This is a genomic window from Streptomyces sp. NPDC111656 (assembly GCF_055656965.1).
This window is the reverse complement of record NZ_JBVKCA010000034.1, coordinates 40,540-59,191: the sequence shown is the minus strand read 5'-3', so window position 1 is coordinate 59,191 and position 18,652 is coordinate 40,540. Positions and strand designations below refer to the sequence as shown.

Here is an 18,652-nt window from a genome sequence, read left to right as displayed (position 1 = left end):
CAGTGATCATTTGGGGAGTCGTGTCATGAGTACCGGCAGCAGGGCCCGCTGGGTCACACGTTCCGTCAGGCGAAGATTCCTGCCGGCCCTGGTCCTGGCGCTCATCGCGCCTGGTGTCGTCGCCGTCCCCGCCCAGGCAGCCGAGAGGGGTGGCCTTGGCCGCCCCGCCACGCCGAAGCAGGAAGTCAGCAAGGTCCGCGCCGTCACCGGACTCGGCGCGAAAGCGGCACGTGATCGGGTAGCCGCCGCCCGCGCCGCCAACACCCGCCAGGCTCACAACGCCCGTGCGCAGCAGACCGCGTTCTGGCCCGCACCCGCATCGGACACCGCGGAGATAGCCGAACGGGGCAAGACCGCTCGTCTCGATGTCGGCGGCCTTCCCGTCACGATCACCGCAGCCTCCGATCACGCTCCGGACACCACTCATATATCGGTCCAGAGCCGAGCGGAAACGCAGGCCGCTGGTATCAAGGGCGTTCTGCTCACGGCGACGGCCGGCCAGCCGGGCGCCGCGAAGATCGGCATCGACTACACCCGCTTCGCCTCTGCCTATGGCGGCGGCTGGTCCGGCCGCCTGCAGCTCTTCCAACTCCCGGCCTGCGCCCTGACCACCCCGGAGAAGGCGTCCTGCCGCACGCGCACTCCGCTTCCCTCCCACAACGACATCTCCGCCCACACCGTCACCGCCAGCACACCGATCAGCGCACCGGACACCCGGGCCAAGCAGCCAGCGCCGGTCACCGTGCTGGCGCTGGCCGCCACCACGGGGGCCTCCGCCTCCGGTTCCGGTGACTACACCGCGAGCCCGCTCGCGCCGTCGTCGACCTGGGAGGCAGGCCGCTCATCCGGCGCCTTCACCTGGTCCTACGGCATGACGGTGCCGCCTCCGGCAGCGGGTCCGGCTCCTTCGGTGTCCCTGTCGTACGACTCGGGCAGCATCGACGGCCGCACCGCCTCCACCAACAACCAGGGCAGCCAGGTCGGCGAAGGTTTCGACCTGTCCTCCTCCTCGTACATCGACCGTTCCTACGGGTCGTGCGACAAGGACGGCCAGGAGGACAAGTTCGACCTGTGCTGGAAGTACGACAACGCTTCCCTCGTCCTCAACGGCAAGTCGAGCGAACTCGTCAAGGACGACACGTCCGGTGAGTGGCACCTGAAGAACGACGACGCCTCCACCGTCACACACTCCACCGGCGCCGACAACGGCGACGGCAACGGCGAGTACTGGACCGTCACCGCTGGCAACGGCACCCAGTACGTCTTCGGCCTCAACAAACTCCCCGGAGCCGGCACCGACGACGCCACCAACTCGGTGTGGACGGTCCCCGTCTACGGCGACGACTCCGGCGAACCCGGCTACGACCAGGGCACCGCTTTCGCCGACCGGTCCGCCACCCAGGCGTGGCGCTGGAACCTCGACTACGTCGTCGACCTCCACGGCAACGCCATGACCTACCAGTACACGCCGGAGACCAACTACTACGCCAAGAACGGCGCCGCCACCGCCACCACCAAATACACCCGCGGCGGCTACCTCACCAAGATCCTCTACGGGCAGCAGAAAGACACCCTGTTCTCCGGCGTGACCTCCGACCAGGTCACCTTCGACTACGCCGAGCGCTGCACCGCTTCCGACTGCACCGACCTGAAGGAATCCACCGCCACCCGCTGGCCCGATGTCCCCTTCGACTCCATCTGCGCCTCAGACGCGGACTGCGACGCGACCGGCCCCGCCTTCTTCACCCGTAAACGCCTCACCAACATCACCACCCACGCCTGGTCCGCCACCGCCAGCAAGTTCACCGACGTCGACTCCTGGGACCTGACCCAGGAATTCCTCGACGGCGGCGACATCGGCGACACCACCGACCAGAGCCTCACCCTGCAGTCGCTGCGCCATACCGGCAAGAACGGCACCGCGATCGCCCTCGACCCGGTCGCCTTCACCTACGAGATGCGCCCCAACCGGGTCGACGCCACTGACAACATCCTGCCGCTCACCCGGCCCCGGATGCGGACGATCACCTCCGAGACCGGAGCGCTCACCACCGTCAACTACTCCGGGCCCGAGTGTGTGCGCGGCTCGAACATGCCGGCCGCCGAGGACGACAACAACCTGTCGTGCTACCCGCAGTACTGGAACATCAACGGCGCCCAGGACGCCTCCTTGGACTGGTTCCACAAGTACCGCGTCACCGCCGTCAACACCGCCGACCCCACCGGCCACAACGCCAACACCGAGAACGCCTACAGCTATGCCGACCCGGCCTGGCACCACAACGACAACCCGCTGGTCCCCGAGGACGAGCGCACTTGGTCCGAATGGCGCGGCTACGGCAAGGTCACCGTCACCAAGGGCGTGGCCGGCACCACCCAGTCCAAGACCGTCTCCCTCTACCTCCAGGGCATGGACGGCGACAAGCGCAAAGGCACCACTGCCCCCCGGCCCGTGAGCGTCAAGGGCATCGACGTCAACGGTCTGGCCGTCGCCGACCAGACCGACAGGGACGAGTACGCCGGATCACTGCGCGAGCAGATCACCTACGACGGTGCCACCCCGGTCACCGTCACCGTGAACGACCCCTGGTCACGCCGCACCGCCACCCAGCACAAGTCCTACGCGGACACCGAGGCGTACTACACCGGCACGCAGAAGACCGCCACGCACACGTATCTGACCGCGAAGCCGGGCTGGCGCACCCGCACCACCTCCACCACCGCATGGGACGACTACGGCAAGCCCCTGACGGTGTATGACGATGGCGACGCCGCCGTCACTGGCGACGAGACCTGCACCCGCACCTGGTACGCCGCCAACACCAAACTCGGTATCAACTCCCTGCCCACCCGTACCCGCATCGTCGGCCGCGCCTGCACCATCGCAGAGACCGGCCTGTCCCTGCCCACCTCCGTAGCCACCCGTGGCGACGTTCTCTCCGACACGGCCACCGTCTACGACGGCCCCGCCACCACCACTGCCTGGACCCCGGACCAGACACCCACCCTCGTCGAGGCCACCTGGACCGGCCGCGCCTCTGCCTATCCCGCCACCGCCACCAGCGGCGAACGCAACCCCACCAGCTGGCAGACCCTCAGCCGAACCACCTACGACAAGCCCATGGGCCGCGTGGCCAGTTCCACCGACGCCGCCGGTAACGCCACCACCACGACCTACACCCCGCTCACCGCCGGCCCGCTGACCAAGACCAAGGTCACCAACGCCAAGACGCAGAGCACCTACACCTACAGCGACTACGCCCGCGGCCTGCCGGTCATGGTCTACGACGTCAACAACAAGATCACCGAGACGACGTACGACGCCCTCGGCCGCAGCACCGCGATCTGGCTTCCCAACCGTTCCCGCGCCTCGAACTACAGCCCCAACTACACCTACGACTACTCCGTCAGCAGCAACGCCCCGTCCTGGTCCTCCACCTCGAAGATCAAGGCCGACGGTACGACGTACAACACCTCCTACACGGTCTACGACTCGCTGCTGCGGACGCTGCAGACCCAGGCGCCCACCCCCCTGGGCGGGCGCCTGCTCACCGACACCCGCTACGACGCCCGCGGCCTCGCCTACGAGACCTTCGCCGACGTCTACGATTCCACCACCGCACCATCGGGCACCTACACGCGCGCCGAATACGGCCACGCCCCCAAGCAGACCGAGACCGTCTTCGACGGCGCCGAACGCCCCACCACCAGCACCTTCCTCGTCAACGGCGTGAGCAAGTGGAGCACCACCACCACCTACACCGGTGACTCCACCGCCACCACCGCGGCGGAAGGCGGCTCTGCGAGCCGCACCATCGTCGATGCTCTCGGCCGCACCACCGAAACCCGGGAATACGCCGGCACCAGCACTGCCGACACGGCTTACGGGGCTACGGTCGGTGCGTCCTACACCTCGACGAAGTTCGCCTACACCCGAGACGGCAAACAGGACAGCATCACCGGGCCGGACAGCACCTGGTCCTACGGCTACGACCTCTACGGCCGCCAGACCTCCGCAACCGACCCCGACAAGGGCACCTCAACCACCGGCTACACCAGTCTCGACCAGGTCTCCTGGACCAAGGACGCCGCCGGACGCGTCATCATCAGCGCCTACGACGTCCTCGGCCGTCCCACCGGCACCTGGTCCGCACCATCCACCGCCGACCTGACCTCCACCACCGAGGAACAGGTCGACGCCAACAAACTCACCGCCTACACCTACGACGGCGTCACCAACGCCAAGGGCCAACTGGACTCCTCCACGCGCTACGTCGGCGGAGCCACCACCAGCGGCAGCGCCTACACCCGCAAGGTCACCGCCTACGACAGCCTCTACCGGCCCGCCACCACCCAGCTCCTGCTGCCCGCCAGCGATCCCCTCGTCACCTCGAAGGCCGTCGCCTCGACCCTGACGTCTTCCACGTACTACAACATCGACGGCACCCAGCAGAACATCACCGAGCCCGCCGCCGGCGGCCTGCCGTCAGAGTTCATCACCTACAAGTACAACGGTCTCGGCCAGAACACCCAGACCACCGGCACCACCGGCTACCTGCTGGGCACCAGCTACTCCGCCCTCGGCCAGCCCGAAGTCCTCACCCTGGGTACCTCAGAGGCGGCAGGCACCAAGAACGCGTACATCAGCAACCTGTACGAGACCGGGACCGACCGCCTGACCAAGTCGTCGGTGACCGACGACACCCACTCCGACAAGCTGCAGGACCTCCAGTACGCCTACGACAAGGCCGGTAACGTCACCGCCGTCACCGACCCGACCACCCTGGCCGGCAGCGGCAAGGCAGACAACCAGTGCTTCACCTACGACGGCCACGGCCGCTTGACCGAAGCCTGGACCCCTACCACAGCAGACTGCGCCACCTCCGGCCGCACCACGGCCAACCTCGGTGGCGCCGCCCCGTACTGGACCTCGTACGCCTACAAGGACTCCGGACTCCGCTCGACGGAAACCACACACACGGCGAGCGCGACCACGACCCACACCTACTGCTACGACAGCACGAAGGTTCACCGGCTCAATGTCACCACCACCGGTGCCAGTTGCACCGGTGTCCCGGTCGCCTACAGCTACGACACCACCGGCAACACCACCACCCGGCCCGACGGCAGCGCCAGCCAGACCCTGACCTGGTCCCAGGAAGGCCGCCTCGACACCCTCAACGAAGCCACCAGCACCACCGGCTACGTCTACAACCCCGACGGAAGCCTCCTCATCCGCCGCAACACCAAGGGCGAAACCGTCCTCTACCTCGGCACCACCGAGGTCCACCTCGACACGACCACCTCCACCGCCAAGTACTGGGCCCAGCGCTACTACACCGGCGCCGGATCCACGATCGCCCTGCGCAGCAACAAAACCGGCACCTCCACACTGACCTGGCTCGCCGCCGACCAACACGGCACCAGCAGCCTCGCCGTCGACGCCACTACCCAGGCCGTCACCAAGCGCTACACCACACCTTTCGGCGCCCCCCGGGCCGGCGGCAGCGGAGCCTGGCCCGACGACAAAGCCTTCCTCGGCGCCTCCGCCGACACGGCAAGCGGCCTGACCCACCTCGGCGCCCGCGAATACGACCCCACCACCGGCCGCTTCGTCAGCGTCGACCCCGTCCTTAGCGTCGATCAGCACCAGTCCCTCAACGGCTACACCTACGCCAACAACAACCCCACCACCGGGAGCGACCCCACCGGCCTTTGGCTCGACGACGGAACCGGCCACAGCGAACCACGCAGCGGCGCCGGACCGGCAAGCCCCACCCCTGGAATCCCCGCAGGCGCCACCGGTAACGGCAGCGGCGGCACTTCCTCCTCGGACAGTCAGGGAGACGTCCAGAGTGGCAATGACTGCGGCTTCTTTTCGACCTGCGGCTGGTCGCACGCGGTCGATGCCGGGGTAAATTTTGTCAAAGAGCACAAGGTCGTAATCGCCACGACCATCACTGAAGTCGTAGCGGGAGGAACCTGCCTCTCAGCAGCAGGCGGCGCAGGCTTGGTCACCGGCGGCGCGGGATTCGCTACTGCCGCCGGATGCGGGGCCGTAGCCTCAGCGGCGGGCAACGCGGTAGGAAACGCGCTTGACGACAACGCCGATCACAGCGTGTCCGGCCAGCTAACAAACCAGGCCGAAGCCGCCATCTGGGGCGCAGCAGCAGGCGTTGTCGGATTCGGACTCGGCAACGCAGCCAAACTCCTCGGCAAGTGCCACAGCTTCCTCCCCGGAACCAAAGTCCTCCAGGCTGACGGCACACACAAAGCCATCGAGGACGTCGAAGTCGGCGACACGGTCGTCACTACCGACACCAACACGGGAAAAACAGTCCACAAAAAGGTTTCCTCCACCATCACCACGGAGGGCGACAAAGACTTCACCAACATCACCATCTCCGACGACGGCAACCACTCAAGCATCGTCGCAACCGACACCCACCCTTTCTGGGAACCTAAACTCAAGAAATGGCTGAAAGCCGGAGACCTCCACCCCGGACAGTGGCTGCGCACCAGTGCTGGCGCATACGTCCAGATCACCGAGGTCGCCCACTACACCAAGCGCCAGCGCACCCACGACCTGACCATCCAGGACGTGCACGCGTACTATGTGCTGGCGGGGGCCACGCCAGTCCTCGTTCACAATTGCGGCGGTGCTCTGCTTAACCGGGCCCGTGAGCTTTATGGAACGCGGGCCGACGAGGCGTCGACAGTTGCAGTTGCTCGAGTTCGGAACGTGAACAATCCGGACATGGTCGAAACGTGGGTAGCGACTGAACGCACTGGTCTCCCTGACGAATGGAAGGGAGGCAATGCGCCGCTGCGTGGGGAGCGCTATATTCCCGGGCAGGGTCATGCCGAGGCTACGATCATGAATCGTTTGGGGAGTGACTGGCAGATCGAAGGGATGGCTTCATCGACTAGGATGTGCCCTGCGTGCTTCGCGCAAGCGACAGGTCCAGGCATGGGCCTCACAGGGAGCCGGATCGGCAAGGGCCTCGGGGTGTCAAGTGCTGGAAATACGCAATGGCGAGTGGTTCTAGGGGGCGGCGGCTGATGGACTTGTGGAGCCTGACAGGAGGGCTGTCTCTCGCTAGGATGCGGCCCATCCTTGAGGTTGCCGGGGCCTCGCGCCTGGCAGAGATCGATGACGTAGTCGCTGGGTGCAGTGCTCCTGAGGTTCCTGGAGACGCAGAGAAGATAGCTTCGCTCAGGAGCTGGCGAACTGAGATCGGCGCTCTAGAGGACTCGTCCACCCCGACCTATTTTCAATCGACAGCTGCTGGCGTAGCGATTCTGGTCGCGTCGCAAGATCTGCCTGCACGTGATCGCGAGTGGAGGATCAGGTCAAGCGTGGGGAACTTTTGGGATTCCTGTGATGACCTGTTGCATGCCGGCGGTGGATACTCTAGGGCAGAGTTTCAGGGAATTAAGACGACTCTGCGGGGAGTTGAGGACATCTGGCGCGATGGAGATATCCGCCTGTTGTCCGATGAGAGAGTCGATGTCGCGGAAGTATATGCGGAACGCCTGTCTAGGGTTCGCTCCAATTACCCGAAGCGTCGGCAGGTTGCGCGAGTCGTAGCGGAGTGCGCCGGGTGGAATATGATGACCACTTCTCCTTAATCTCGGACTGGGTTACCGAAATCTGGTAGCAGTGCGACGGAGCCTTCATCGACAGTGATGTCGATGAAGGCTCTGCGACGTTTGACGGCAACGTCAGCGGACGGCGGCTGTGGCGGGCGGGTCGCCAGGGTCGTTTTCGGTCGGATCAAGTGCGCTGCCAAGGACGTCGATGGCTTGGCGTGGGAGGCGGAGTGGTGCGTGGGCGTAGACGGCGGCGGTGACGCCGATGTGGGCGTGAACCAACAGCTCCTTGATCACAACGAGATCAACTCCCTGTTCCAGAAGCAGGGTGGCGTATCCCAACAGGCGCCACCGGTAACGACAGCGACAAGGGCGGCATCTCCTCCTCGGGCAATCAGGGAAACGTCCAGAGTGGCAACGGCTACAACGGCAGCTGCGCCCGGGCGTTGAACTCTCCCGGAAAGCAGTGTTGTAGGGGCCCAGGTCGTGAATGACAGACCACAGGATGCCGCCCGGCGAGCGGACTGGCTTGGGTCGCGTTGTGTAGAGCCCGCGCGAGGACGGCGGCCGCCGCGACCTGCGCATCGGACCACGGGCGGAGCCGGTGCGGAACCCACCCCGGAACGAAGCTGAGGATTCCCCGACGCGAGGCGTCCCAGCCGCGGTAGCGCGGTGCCCCCGCATACCCGCGCTCTTCCAGCAGGCCGAGCAGCGCGGCGACGAACGGCGATACCGGGCGCCGGACAGCGTCCCCGATCCGCACGACACCCGGAGTGATACGGCCGCCCCCAAGGGGATGGCACCCTTGTTCGGGTCGGCCTCCACGGCGTTCTCATCCGCCAGTGCAACAGCCTTTTTTGTTCTGCGCACCCGTCTGGCGGCCAGCTCCTGCGGGCTTCCGCGACGGTTTGTTCCGAACAGCCGTGGGCCCATCACGCTGCGCCGGGACCGGCCCACGGCGTGATCGACTATTCCGCATCCAGACGGTCCGAGGACACAAGCCGGGCCGCCATCGGTGGTCGCGTTTCCACGTCGGGGCCACCGCCCCCACCGCCGACGACGTACCGGTGATGCTTCTCGTCCGCGTCGTGAGCGAGGCGGAGTGACAGCGGCAAGCCCGCCGACGACCGGCCGCAGAGCCGCTCATCGGTCTGCCCAGGCGTTGTACGCGGCGCCTACCCGACTCCGCCGTCTGTACTGCACGGCGTCCAGTTGGGAGCATGACGGGGTGAGTCCGGCAGGTGAGGGGTGGTTGCGTGGGGGCGGACGAGATCAGGTCTCAGGGCTTCAGCCTGAATGAACTGTTCCGTGATGTGACCTACGAGATTGACTACTATCAGCGTGACTACACCTGGGGCGAGGAAGAGGTCCGCACTCTGCTGCGGGACTTGTGCGATTCGTTTCGGACCTGGTCGGCCGACTCCGCCTATCTGCGCCGCCCGCACACCGCGCCGCAGTACTTCCTTGGCCCCTTCGTCTACCACGAGCCGTCGAAGAACCGCCGCTACCTTGTCGACGGTCAGCAACGGTTTGTCACCCTGCACCTGCTCTTCCTGCAACTGCGACTGTGGGCCCAGGATGCCGGAGACCCGCAAACGGTCGACCAGCTCAACCGCGTGATCACGATCGACGGGCAGCACTTCTGCGTCGGCATTACCGACCACGACCCTGTCCTGCTGGCCATCAGCGAGGGCCGCAAGTACGAGACGGGCGCGGGGGACTCCCTCTCACGCCGCAACGTGTGGGCACGAAGCCAGCAGATGGAATCCCAACTCGTCGAAGAGCTCGACGCCGAAAAACTCCGCCACTTCACCGAGTGGCTCCTGAAGCGGGTGGTCATGGTCGGCATTCGTGCGGCTGGCGCAGACCACGGCTACCGCATGTTCGAGACGATGAACGACCGCGGCGCCCGCCTCACCGCAGTCGACCTCCTCAAGAGCCACCTGTTGTCCAACGTCGGCTCGGGCGAGGATCAGCTCAACACCCAGTGGCACGAGATGGTGCGGGAACTCTCCACCGACCGCGAGGATGCCCAGGCGGCATCCCGCTTCATCAAGGCCTACCTCCTCGCCCGCTGCGCACGCGAGGGCCACGACGACGACCGCCGCCAGATCGCCATCAACCTCAACGTGTGGGTGCGCCAGAACGCCACGCACCTCGGCTTGGTCCCGGAACGCCCTGACAATTTCCTGCGCTTCGTCCAGGACCTGCTGAAGTCGGCCCGGCTGTACCGGCCCGTTCTCGCCGCCAGCCGCACCCTGAAGAAGGCCGAAGACCGCCTGGAGGCGGTGCTCTACAACGAACGCAACGGCCTCGGTGCCCAGTCCGTCGCCGTCCTCGCCGCCATCGACCCCGACGACCAGCCCACCGACGCCAAGGACAAAGGCCGCCTTGTCGCCGCCTACATCGACCGCTGGTACGCCCTGCGGATCCTGCAGGACCTGCCCGTCCAGTCCGCCGACGCCGACGCTCTGGTCCACGCCACTCTCGTCCGTCTCCTGCGTGGATGCCACACGGTGGTCGACGTAGCCTCGGTGCTGGGCGACCTCGTACGCCAGGACGGGGATCCGATACGTGAAGCGGTCACCCTGGGACTGCGAGGCAACAACGCCCACCAGATCCGCTATCTCCTGGCCCGGGCCACCGCCTACGTCGAGGAGGCCTGCCAAAGACCGCCCGACGTCCTTGCCTACCTCGACCGCGACCAGTTCCACATCGAACACTTGTGGGCCAACCACCACCACCGGGTGGCAGACCACATCCCTGACCCGGTCGTCTTCCGCAGCCGACGCAGCCAACTCGGCGGCCTCGGCCTGCTCAGGGGCCGCGAGAACTCAAGCATCAACGACATGCCCTTCCACGACAAAGCCGGCCTCTACGCCCGCAGCAACGTCCTGCTGGGCGTCATCGCCCCCGCATACGACCGCCGCAACCCCGTCCTGCGCGATTTCATCAGGACGCACCAGCTCGATAGATTCCTCAGATCCTTCGGGCCGACGGAGACGATGACCTCGGTCGTCGAGACCCGGCAGCAGCTGTACCTACGTCTGTTCGAACACATCTGGAAACCCGAACGCCTGGGCCTGCTCGCCTCCGCCGCGGCCCCATCTGCTGACTACAGGCAGCCGACCGCCCACCCGCGCCGGGCCGCTCCGCGCCGCAGACCGGCTTCTGGCCGGCGCACGGACGTGGCCAGGATGGTCGACGCCCAGGTCCTCAAGGCCGGTACGCGGATTGTGCTCAACTACCGCTCCACCGATCACTGGGCCACCATCGACGCCAATGGCGGCATCGTCCTTGCCGTGACCGGAGGTACCCCTTACGGCAGGGTCGACGAGGCCGGGGCCGTCGCCCGCGGCACCAAGACCTGCCAGGGCATGAACGAATGGCACATCGAGGACGAGAACGGAGTGCGTGTCAGCCTGCGCACCGTGCGCGATCACGCGGTGGCGTCAGGTGTCCTGTAGCCAGGCAGGCGGTCTCGTCAGCGAGCGCCCTACTGGCGGCGAGACAGCTGGTGAAGGCGACACAGCCCCGGACGCTTGTCCCCTGCTGGAAGCTCATCGACCGGGCGGCCTGCGATGGACCATCGTGAGCCTGGCGTTGGTGGTCCAAGGAAAGACGTGCTTCCTGCGGGGAGATGCAGGTGCAAGGCCTGTCCGGCGCTCCACGTAGTCCTGCCTCCGAAACTCCGGAGGCAGGACTTGCTTTCTACGCCCGCTGCCTCACCCCGCAGGTTCCCCGCTGCCCTGATCCCAGGGCACCGCCTGCGGACGCCCGCAGCGCGGCGTCGAGAGTTTCCAGCCGTACGCGGGTGCGGCCGCCCTTCCCCGCCCGGAGCGGTGGCTGTGGCGGGCGCTGGAATTCCGGACCAGTTCCAGATCCTCCCGGTGCTGATGCGCGGTCGGCACCGGGATTCCTTAGCCCTGCTGACGCTCCCCGGCACCACGAGGGGACCCCGTTTTGTCTGACCGCTCGCACCGGTCCGCGGGGCACCTCACAACCGCCTACACCCGGTCGAGTGAAGATCACGCCGCAACGCAACTCCTCGGAACGCTTGGACGTGATGGCGTACATGGACCCGATCAATGAAAATCACGTGGGGGAGCGGGGGCTCATCGTCCTCGACGTGGCGGCCGCCGACGATGCAACCGCCTTCGCCTTCCAGCAGTCACTTGCCGACCGGTGGGCCACAGCGACCGCGCAACAGACAACACGAGACGCGGGTGAACCGGGAGTGCGGCTTCGCTGCTATGTGGATCTGCGTCAGAAACTCGCCCCCTGCGCGTGTGCCAGCACAGGTTGAGCCTGCGGAAGGCACACCCCTCGCAGTCACCGGCACCACCGCGACCCGCGAGGGCAGGCCGCGCAAAACCCTGTCACCGCACCGGTGAAGACCGTCGGAGACACCTCTGGCCGCCGTGCCACACCGGGTCTGGCCGGAGGCATTCTTGCCCCGGCCCGCACGGGTCAAATGACTTAAACCGCACGGCCGTTGCCCATGCCGCCTCTAGGATGGCGGCTTCCGCAACGGGAACCCATCAGCCTCACCCGCGCGCGAACGACTCGCACGTCCCACCCTCCTCCGTCCGGAGAGGGAGATTCGGAGCAACTAGACCGTGTACCTCACCCGTTTCTCCGCGTACGGATTCCGCTCCCTGGCCCACGTGGAGGATGTTCCGGTCAGTAGTCCGACGATCCTGGCCGGCCGCAACGACGGCGGGAAGAGCGCGATACTGACCGCCCTGTCCTTCCTACTCGGCCGCTACCGCCTGATGGAGGAAGACCGTACCTACGCGCTCGGCGAGGGCACCGTGGGAGACCGCTGTGCCGAGACGTGGGTGGAGGGTGTCTTCACTCTCGACGCCGGCGAGCAGGCCGTTGCCGCACTGCCAAAGAGCGTGCGGATCCGCCGCATCGCCGAGGGCGGACAAGCAGCTTCGTGGCAGTACTTCGGCTCCCAGCCGGCCGACAGCCGGCTGCACGATGTGGACCGGCTGCTGAAGGACGATCTAGCCGAACTGGTAACCGAGTTCGGTCTGTCGCCGGACGGCCCTCTGAAGGGCGATCTCCTGCAGGCCGTCAAGGCCTACGCCGCCACGGCACCGCAGAGGGACCAGTGGAAGCCGCTGCCCAGGGAGCTCCATGAGCGTCTGCCGCGTCTGCTGCCGTTCGGAGGCAAGGACGAGAGCCCCGACGACGCCGTGCGCACCGCGCTGAACAGCTGCTATGAGACTCTCCTGGAGGACGACACACTGCAGGGCAGGGTACGGGAGATCGAAGCGGAGGTCACCCAGCGGCTGGAGAAGGAAGCCGACTCCCTGTGCCAGCACATCCGCCAGCACTGCAGCGACTTCGTCGGCGTGCAGGTAAAGCCCGAGGTGTCCTTCAAGGGCGGCTTCAAGCGCGCCCCGCTGGAGGTCTCCAAGGCCGACGGAGAACCGGTCGACCTCAGCCGTTCCGGGCAGGGCAGCAACCGCCGGATCGCGCTGGCCGTATGGGAGTGGACCAGCAACCTGCTGGAACACAGCGAACTCGCCGCCACGGCAGAGGGCGAGGAGCGGGAGCCGACACAGACCATCGTCGTCTACGACGAGCCCGACACCCACCTCGACTACCGCCACCAGCGCACCGTCATGGACATCATCCGCAAGCAGTGCGCCCTGCCCCACGTCAGCGTCGTGGTCGCCACGCACTCGATGAACCTCATCGACGGTGTCGACATCGCTGATGTCGTTCACCTCAAGCTCAGCGACAACGGCCGAACAGTCGTCGAACGCCTCCAGGACGACACGCACAACGGAATCGACGTCCACCTCGGACAGATTGCCGCTGCCGTGGGTCTGCGCAACTCCGTCCTGCTGCACGAGCGCTGCTTCCTGGCCGTCGAAGGGCCCACCGAGCAGGAGAGTGTGCCCCTGCTCTTCCGCCTCTCCCAGGGACTGTCCCTGCAGGCTGCCGGTATCGCCCTGTGGGCCTGCGGCAACAACGAAGGAGCCCTGCACCTGGCCGGCTACCTCGTCAAGCACCACCGCACGGTGATGCTCATGGTCGATGCAGACAGCCGCAGCAACAAGCACTTCAAGACCGAAAAACTCATCAGGGCAGGTCTCGACCTGGCGAAGCAGGTCTCCTATGTCGGCGAGGCCGACGGCCTCAACGAGCTTGAAGAACTTTTCACGGACGGGCAATGGGCCGCTGCCGCCAACGCCCACTGGCCCCGCGAACCGGGAAATCCCTGGACAGCCGACGACTTCACGGCCCATCGCGGCGGAAAGTTCAGCAGTCTCATCCTCGCCATGATCAAACAGCAGGCCCAGGAGAACAGTCCGAACGGGAAGACCGACATGGTCTACGGGCTGGTCACGACCCTGACCACCGCCGAGGACGTGCCGCACCAGCTGCAGGAGATCTTCACCGAGGTCCAGGCCCTGGCTTCCTGACCTGGCCGCTTTGCGCGCGCCGCCGCTGCATGCGCTCCTTGCGCTGCTCGGCGGTCGGCGCCACCCACGCGTGCCAGCCGACCTCCGGCAGCCATTGACGGCCATGGCCGCGGGCTTCGATTCCGCACCAGCGGCACCCCCCGGGCGCCACGGCGCGATCAGACGCAGAACGCGATAACGACATCACATCCTCCTTCCCCCACTGCTTATCTTGCCTCCTGCCACTGACAATCACCCTGCGAGCCGCCACCCGCCCGGACCTCAGGCGCCGCAGATGCAGAAACCTTCCTCCCATCTGCCCCGATGTCCCCTCAAACATGACCGTTTATCGGGAAAGCCACCCGCACCTGCCACCACCGTGGTTACGGTCTGTGCTCATGAGGATCCTGCACACCTCGGACTGGCACCTGGGCCGCCAACTCCATCGCACGCCGCTGCTGGCCCAACAACACGCCTTCCTGAAGCACCTGCTGGACACGGTCCAGCACGAACACGTGGAAGCCGTGGTCGTCGCCGGCGACGTCTTCGACCGCGCCATCCCACCGCTGGACGCGATGGACCAGTTCAAATGGATCCTTGAGGAACTCGCTACCCTCCAGGTCCCGCTGATCATGATCAGCGGGAACCACGACTCGCCGCGCCGGCTGGGAGTCAACTCCCGCCTGATCGAGCATGCGGGGATCCATCTGCGCACCGATGTGAAGGACTGTGCCCGCCCGGTCATCCTGGAGGACGAACACGGACCAGTGGCCTTCTACGGCCTCCCCTACCTCGAGCCCGGCCTGGTCCACGCCCACTTCGGCACAGAGCGCGCCAGCCATCATGCGGTACTCAGTGCGGCCATGGACCAGGTCCGGACAGACCTGGCCACCCGGCCTTCCGGAACCCGGTCGGTGGTCCTCGCCCACGCGTTCGTCACCGGAGCGGACACCAGCGACAGCGAGCGCGACATTACCGCCGGTGGTGTTCCCTCCGTGCCCGCCTCCGTTTTCGACGAAGCCGACTACGTGGCGCTGGGGCACCTCCACCGCTGCCAGAAGATCAGCGAGCGCATCCGATACAGCGGATCTCCGCTGGCCTACTCGTTCTCCGAAGGCGACCACCCCAAGGCCATGTGGCTGGTCGACCTGGGCCCCGGCACCACCATCACGACACGCAAGCTCCTGTGCCCGGTCCCGTACTCCCTGCGCCAGGTGACCGGCACCCTGCAGGACATGCTGACCAGCGCCGAGTACACCAAGGACGAGAAGAGCTGGCTGCACATCACCCTCACCGACCCGGACCGGCCGCACATGGCCATGGAACGCCTGAACGAGCGATTCCGCCACGTCTTGAAACTGAGCTTCGCCCAGCAGCCCCAGCCCGACGCCGACTCCTACCGTTCCCGCGTACAGGGCCGCACCGATCACGAGATCACCCTGGGCTTCCTCCACCACGTCACCGGCATCCCGGCCACCCGCGCCGAACAGGACCTGCTGCAAGAAGGACTGGAAAAGGTCCGCACCGAAGCCGCCGCGCGAGAGGCCAGCTGATGTATCTCCACCATTTGACCGTCCAGGCGTTCGGCCCGTTCGCCCGCACCGAAGACGTCGACTTCGATGCCCTGACCAGCGCCGGCCTGTTCCTCCTGCGAGGCGACACCGGGGCGGGGAAGACCAGCATCCTGGACGCGGTCTGCTTCGCGCTCTATGGCACCGTTCCCGGCATCCGCCCCACCCACCGCCTGCGCAGCGACCATGCCCCCGTAGGCACACGCACTCAGGTCGTCCTCGAGTTCAGCGCCGCCGGCCGCCGCCTGAGGATCACACGGACGCCCAAGCAGACCTATCCCAGCACACGCGCCAAAAGCGGCACAGCCACCGCCGAAGCCACCGCCCAGCTGCACGAACGGACCGGCAGCGCGGACGACTCCACCGCCTGGGAGCCGGTCTGCGCGAAACCCGAGGAAGCCGGCAGAGAAATCGAGGCAGTGCTGGGACTGTCCAAGGAACAGTTCTGCCAGGTCGTTCTCCTGCCCCAGGGAGACTTCGCGAAATTCCTGCGGGCCGATGCCAAGGACCGCGCCTCGCTGCTGCGCAGACTCTTCGACACCGGACGCTTCCAAGAGCTGCAGAACTGGCTCACCACGCGCAGCAAGACCACGAAAAAGGACCTCGACGAAGTCGTCACCGCAGTACAGCAGCTCAGCGAACGCATCGACCAGGCCGCCGGCCCCTCCCCGGGCCAGTCTGTCCGCCCCGACGCCGAGCATCCCGCCGACGCACTCTCCTGGGCCCAGGAACTGCTCACCCGCGCCCACACTGCCCAAGCCGCCGCCCTGGCAGACGAAGACCGCAGCGACAAAGCCCACCAAGAGGCCAAGCAGGACCACCAGGACGCCATCGACCTCGAGACCCGCCAGCACCAGCACCGCCAAGCCCTCGCAAAGCGGGTCCTCCTGGACCACAAGGCCGCCGACCACCCGCAACTGCGCGAACAGCTCGAGAAGGGCCTACGGGCCGAACCGCTGCGCCCCTTGCTGGACGGCCTCGAACGCAGCGCTCTCGCCCTCCAGAAGGCCCAAAACGCAGAGGAAGACGTCCGCACGCTTCTGGAAGACGCCCACGCCGAGATCCCCCAATTGCAGCTGGCCCTGGAACAGCACCACGCCGAGCGAGGCCGCCTCCAAGGCCTTCTGCCGGACGAGGAACGCTCTGCCCAACTGGGAATCCAGATGGGTGAGTTGAGCAAGAAGGAAGATCAGGCGCAAGCGGACTGCGACGACGCCGCACAATGGCTGCAGACATGGCCCGCACTGGAGGCCGAGCACACAGGCCGCGTCGAGGCCATGGGCAAAGCAGCAGACCAGGTACCCCAACTCGACCGAGACATCCAGTCCCTGGACAAGCAGCTGACAGCGGCCCGCACACGCGACAGCCTCGCCGCCCAGCTGGCCACGGCCGAGGAGACCGAGACAAAACGCGAAGCGGCGGCACTGCACGCCAAGAAGGACTGGCTCGACCTGCGTGAACGCCGCCTCGACGGGATGGCCGGTGAACTGGCCGCCGAGCTCACGGACGGACAAGCATGCTCGGTATGCGGTTCATCCGTCCACCCGGCCCCGGCACAACTGCGCCCCGACCAGCCCACGCGTGAAGACGAAGAGAAAGCCCGCGCCGTCCACGAACAGGCCGAAACCGCGCACAGCCAGGCCAGCCGCGCCCGCAGCGACCTCGCCGAACAGCACGCACAAGCGCTCGGAACAGCCGGACCGACCCCGCCCGACCAGCTGGAGCTGCTCCTCCAGACTGCGCGCGCAGCCCACCAGAGCGCCTGCGAACAGGCCGGCAAACTGTCCTCCGCCCAAGAAGAACTGGCCCGGCTCCGACACGAGTGCGACACCCGCACCCAGCAACACCAAGAGGCCCAAAGCCGCCTCACCGAATGCCAGACACGGCACAAAGCCCTCGCACAGCAGCAGGACACCATCGCCCTCGCCCTGGACGCCGCACGCGGCAGCGCCGCAACCATCGGCGACCGGATGACCGAGCTCACCCAAGCCGCAGAACACCTCGCACGCGCCATCGAAGCCGCGCAGAATACAGCCACCACAGCCGACCGTCACCGTGACGCCCGCACCGCCACCGACGGCGCAGCCCTGGACGCAGGATTCTCCACACGAGAGGAAGCCGCCGCTCTCCTGCAGCCCGCCGCCCTCCTGCAGCAGTGGCGCGAAGAACTGCAGCAGTGGGACAAGGACAACGCCGTCGTCACCGACACCCTGAACACGCCAGCCCTGCTCGAAGCCGCCGCCCAGCCCCCCGCAGACCCGCAAGCCACCGGCGGCGTGCTCCTGCAAGCCGAAGCACGCGTGAAGAACACCGCAGGCGCATCCCGGCAAGCCAACGACCGCACCACCGCATTGACCAGCCTCGTCGCCGACCTTGAGAACCACCTGGCCGACCTCAAACCGCTACAGGCCCGCTACGCCCTCGTCGACCGTCTGGCAGGCATTGCATCGGCCACCATCGCGTCCAACACACGCAGCATGGAACTGGAGGCATACGTCCTCGCAGCCCGCCTCGAAGAGATCGCGGACGCAGCCAACATCCGACTGCAGGCCATGAGCTCGGACCGCTACCTCCTCGTGCACAGCGACGAGAAGGACGCCGGCCGCCGCGGACGTCTCAAGGCCGGACTGGGACTACGGATCCTGGACACCTGGACGGGTACCGAACGCGAAACCTCCACCCTGTCCGGCGGCGAGACCTTCACAGCCTCCCTCGCCCTGGCCCTTGGACTGGCCGATGTGGTCACCCAGGAAGCCGGTGGCCGCTCCCTGGGAACCCTGTTCATCGACGAAGGCTTCGGCTCGCTCGACGAGCAGAACCTGCAGGACGTGATGGACGTACTCGACCAACTGCGTGCCGGGAACCGGGCGGTCGGGATCGTCAGCCACGTCCCCGAACTCGGCCGCCGCATCCCAAGCCAGCTCAGCGTGATGAAACACCGCAACGGCTCCACGCTGCGCCCCCTGGCCCCCGCCGACCTGTGACCCCCGGCCATCCACGCTGCCCGAACCCGTCTCCCACAGCAACGAACCCCGCAGGCCCCCGTTCCCGCCCGTCCACACAACG

6 protein-coding genes and 1 pseudogene are annotated in these 18,652 nt (G+C 66.7%); 6 read left to right on the top strand and 1 reads right to left on the bottom strand.

Features of this window, described 5'->3' with window-relative positions; translation table 11 throughout:
• Nucleotides 1-25 precede the first annotated feature (25 nt).
• Complete coding sequence (locus ACZ7M3_RS48600; RefSeq protein ID WP_472072653.1) at nucleotides 26-7,063, top strand: polymorphic toxin-type HINT domain-containing protein; 7,038 nt, start codon at nucleotides 26-28, stop codon at nucleotides 7,061-7,063.
• A gap of 662 nt (nucleotides 7,064-7,725) precedes the next feature.
• Here ACZ7M3_RS48600 and ACZ7M3_RS48595 read toward each other — a convergent pair.
• Nucleotides 7,726-7,926, bottom strand: a pseudogene (locus ACZ7M3_RS48595) (site-specific integrase); the annotation flags it as partial.
• Nucleotides 7,927-8,834: 908 nt separating this feature from the next.
• On the opposite strand from ACZ7M3_RS48595, the gene ACZ7M3_RS48590 reads away from it, so the two are divergent.
• The 5 genes from ACZ7M3_RS48590 to ACZ7M3_RS48570 all read left to right on the top strand — a co-directional run bounded on the left by ACZ7M3_RS48590 (nucleotide 8,835) and on the right by ACZ7M3_RS48570 (nucleotide 18,570).
• On the top strand, nucleotides 8,835-11,060 hold the full coding sequence (locus tag ACZ7M3_RS48590) for a DUF262 domain-containing protein (protein WP_472072651.1): 2,226 nt from the start codon (nucleotides 8,835-8,837) through the stop codon (nucleotides 11,058-11,060).
• 554 nt (nucleotides 11,061-11,614) lie between these two features.
• Entirely contained in the window at nucleotides 11,615-11,899 is a 285-nt protein-coding gene (locus tag ACZ7M3_RS48585) for a DUF6207 family protein (RefSeq protein WP_472072649.1), read from the top strand.
• 313 nt (nucleotides 11,900-12,212) lie between these two features.
• Entirely contained in the window at nucleotides 12,213-14,036 is a 1,824-nt protein-coding gene (locus ACZ7M3_RS48580) for an ATP-dependent nuclease (protein WP_472072647.1), read from the top strand.
• Between the two features lie 377 nt (nucleotides 14,037-14,413).
• Nucleotides 14,414-15,568, top strand: a complete 1,155-nt coding sequence (locus ACZ7M3_RS48575; RefSeq protein WP_472072645.1) for an exonuclease SbcCD subunit D — start codon at nucleotides 14,414-14,416, stop codon at nucleotides 15,566-15,568.
• A complete protein-coding gene (locus ACZ7M3_RS48570; protein ID WP_472072643.1) occupies nucleotides 15,568-18,570 on the top strand; it encodes an AAA family ATPase in 3,003 nt (1,000 codons plus the stop codon). Before ACZ7M3_RS48575 ends, ACZ7M3_RS48570 begins: the two co-directional genes overlap by 1 nt.
• Nucleotides 18,571-18,652 lie beyond the last annotated feature (82 nt).

What these genes read in the sequence shown, in the direction of transcription:
- ACZ7M3_RS48600 (WP_472072653.1), top strand. Translation starts at nt 26, where the DNA reads ATGAGTACCGGCAGCAGGGCCCGCTGGGTCACACGTTCCGTCAGGCGA.
- ACZ7M3_RS48575 (WP_472072645.1), top strand. Translation starts at nt 14,414, where the DNA reads ATGAGGATCCTGCACACCTCGGACTGGCACCTGGGCCGCCAACTCCAT.
- ACZ7M3_RS48570 (WP_472072643.1), top strand. Translation starts at nt 15,568, where the DNA reads ATGTATCTCCACCATTTGACCGTCCAGGCGTTCGGCCCGTTCGCCCGC.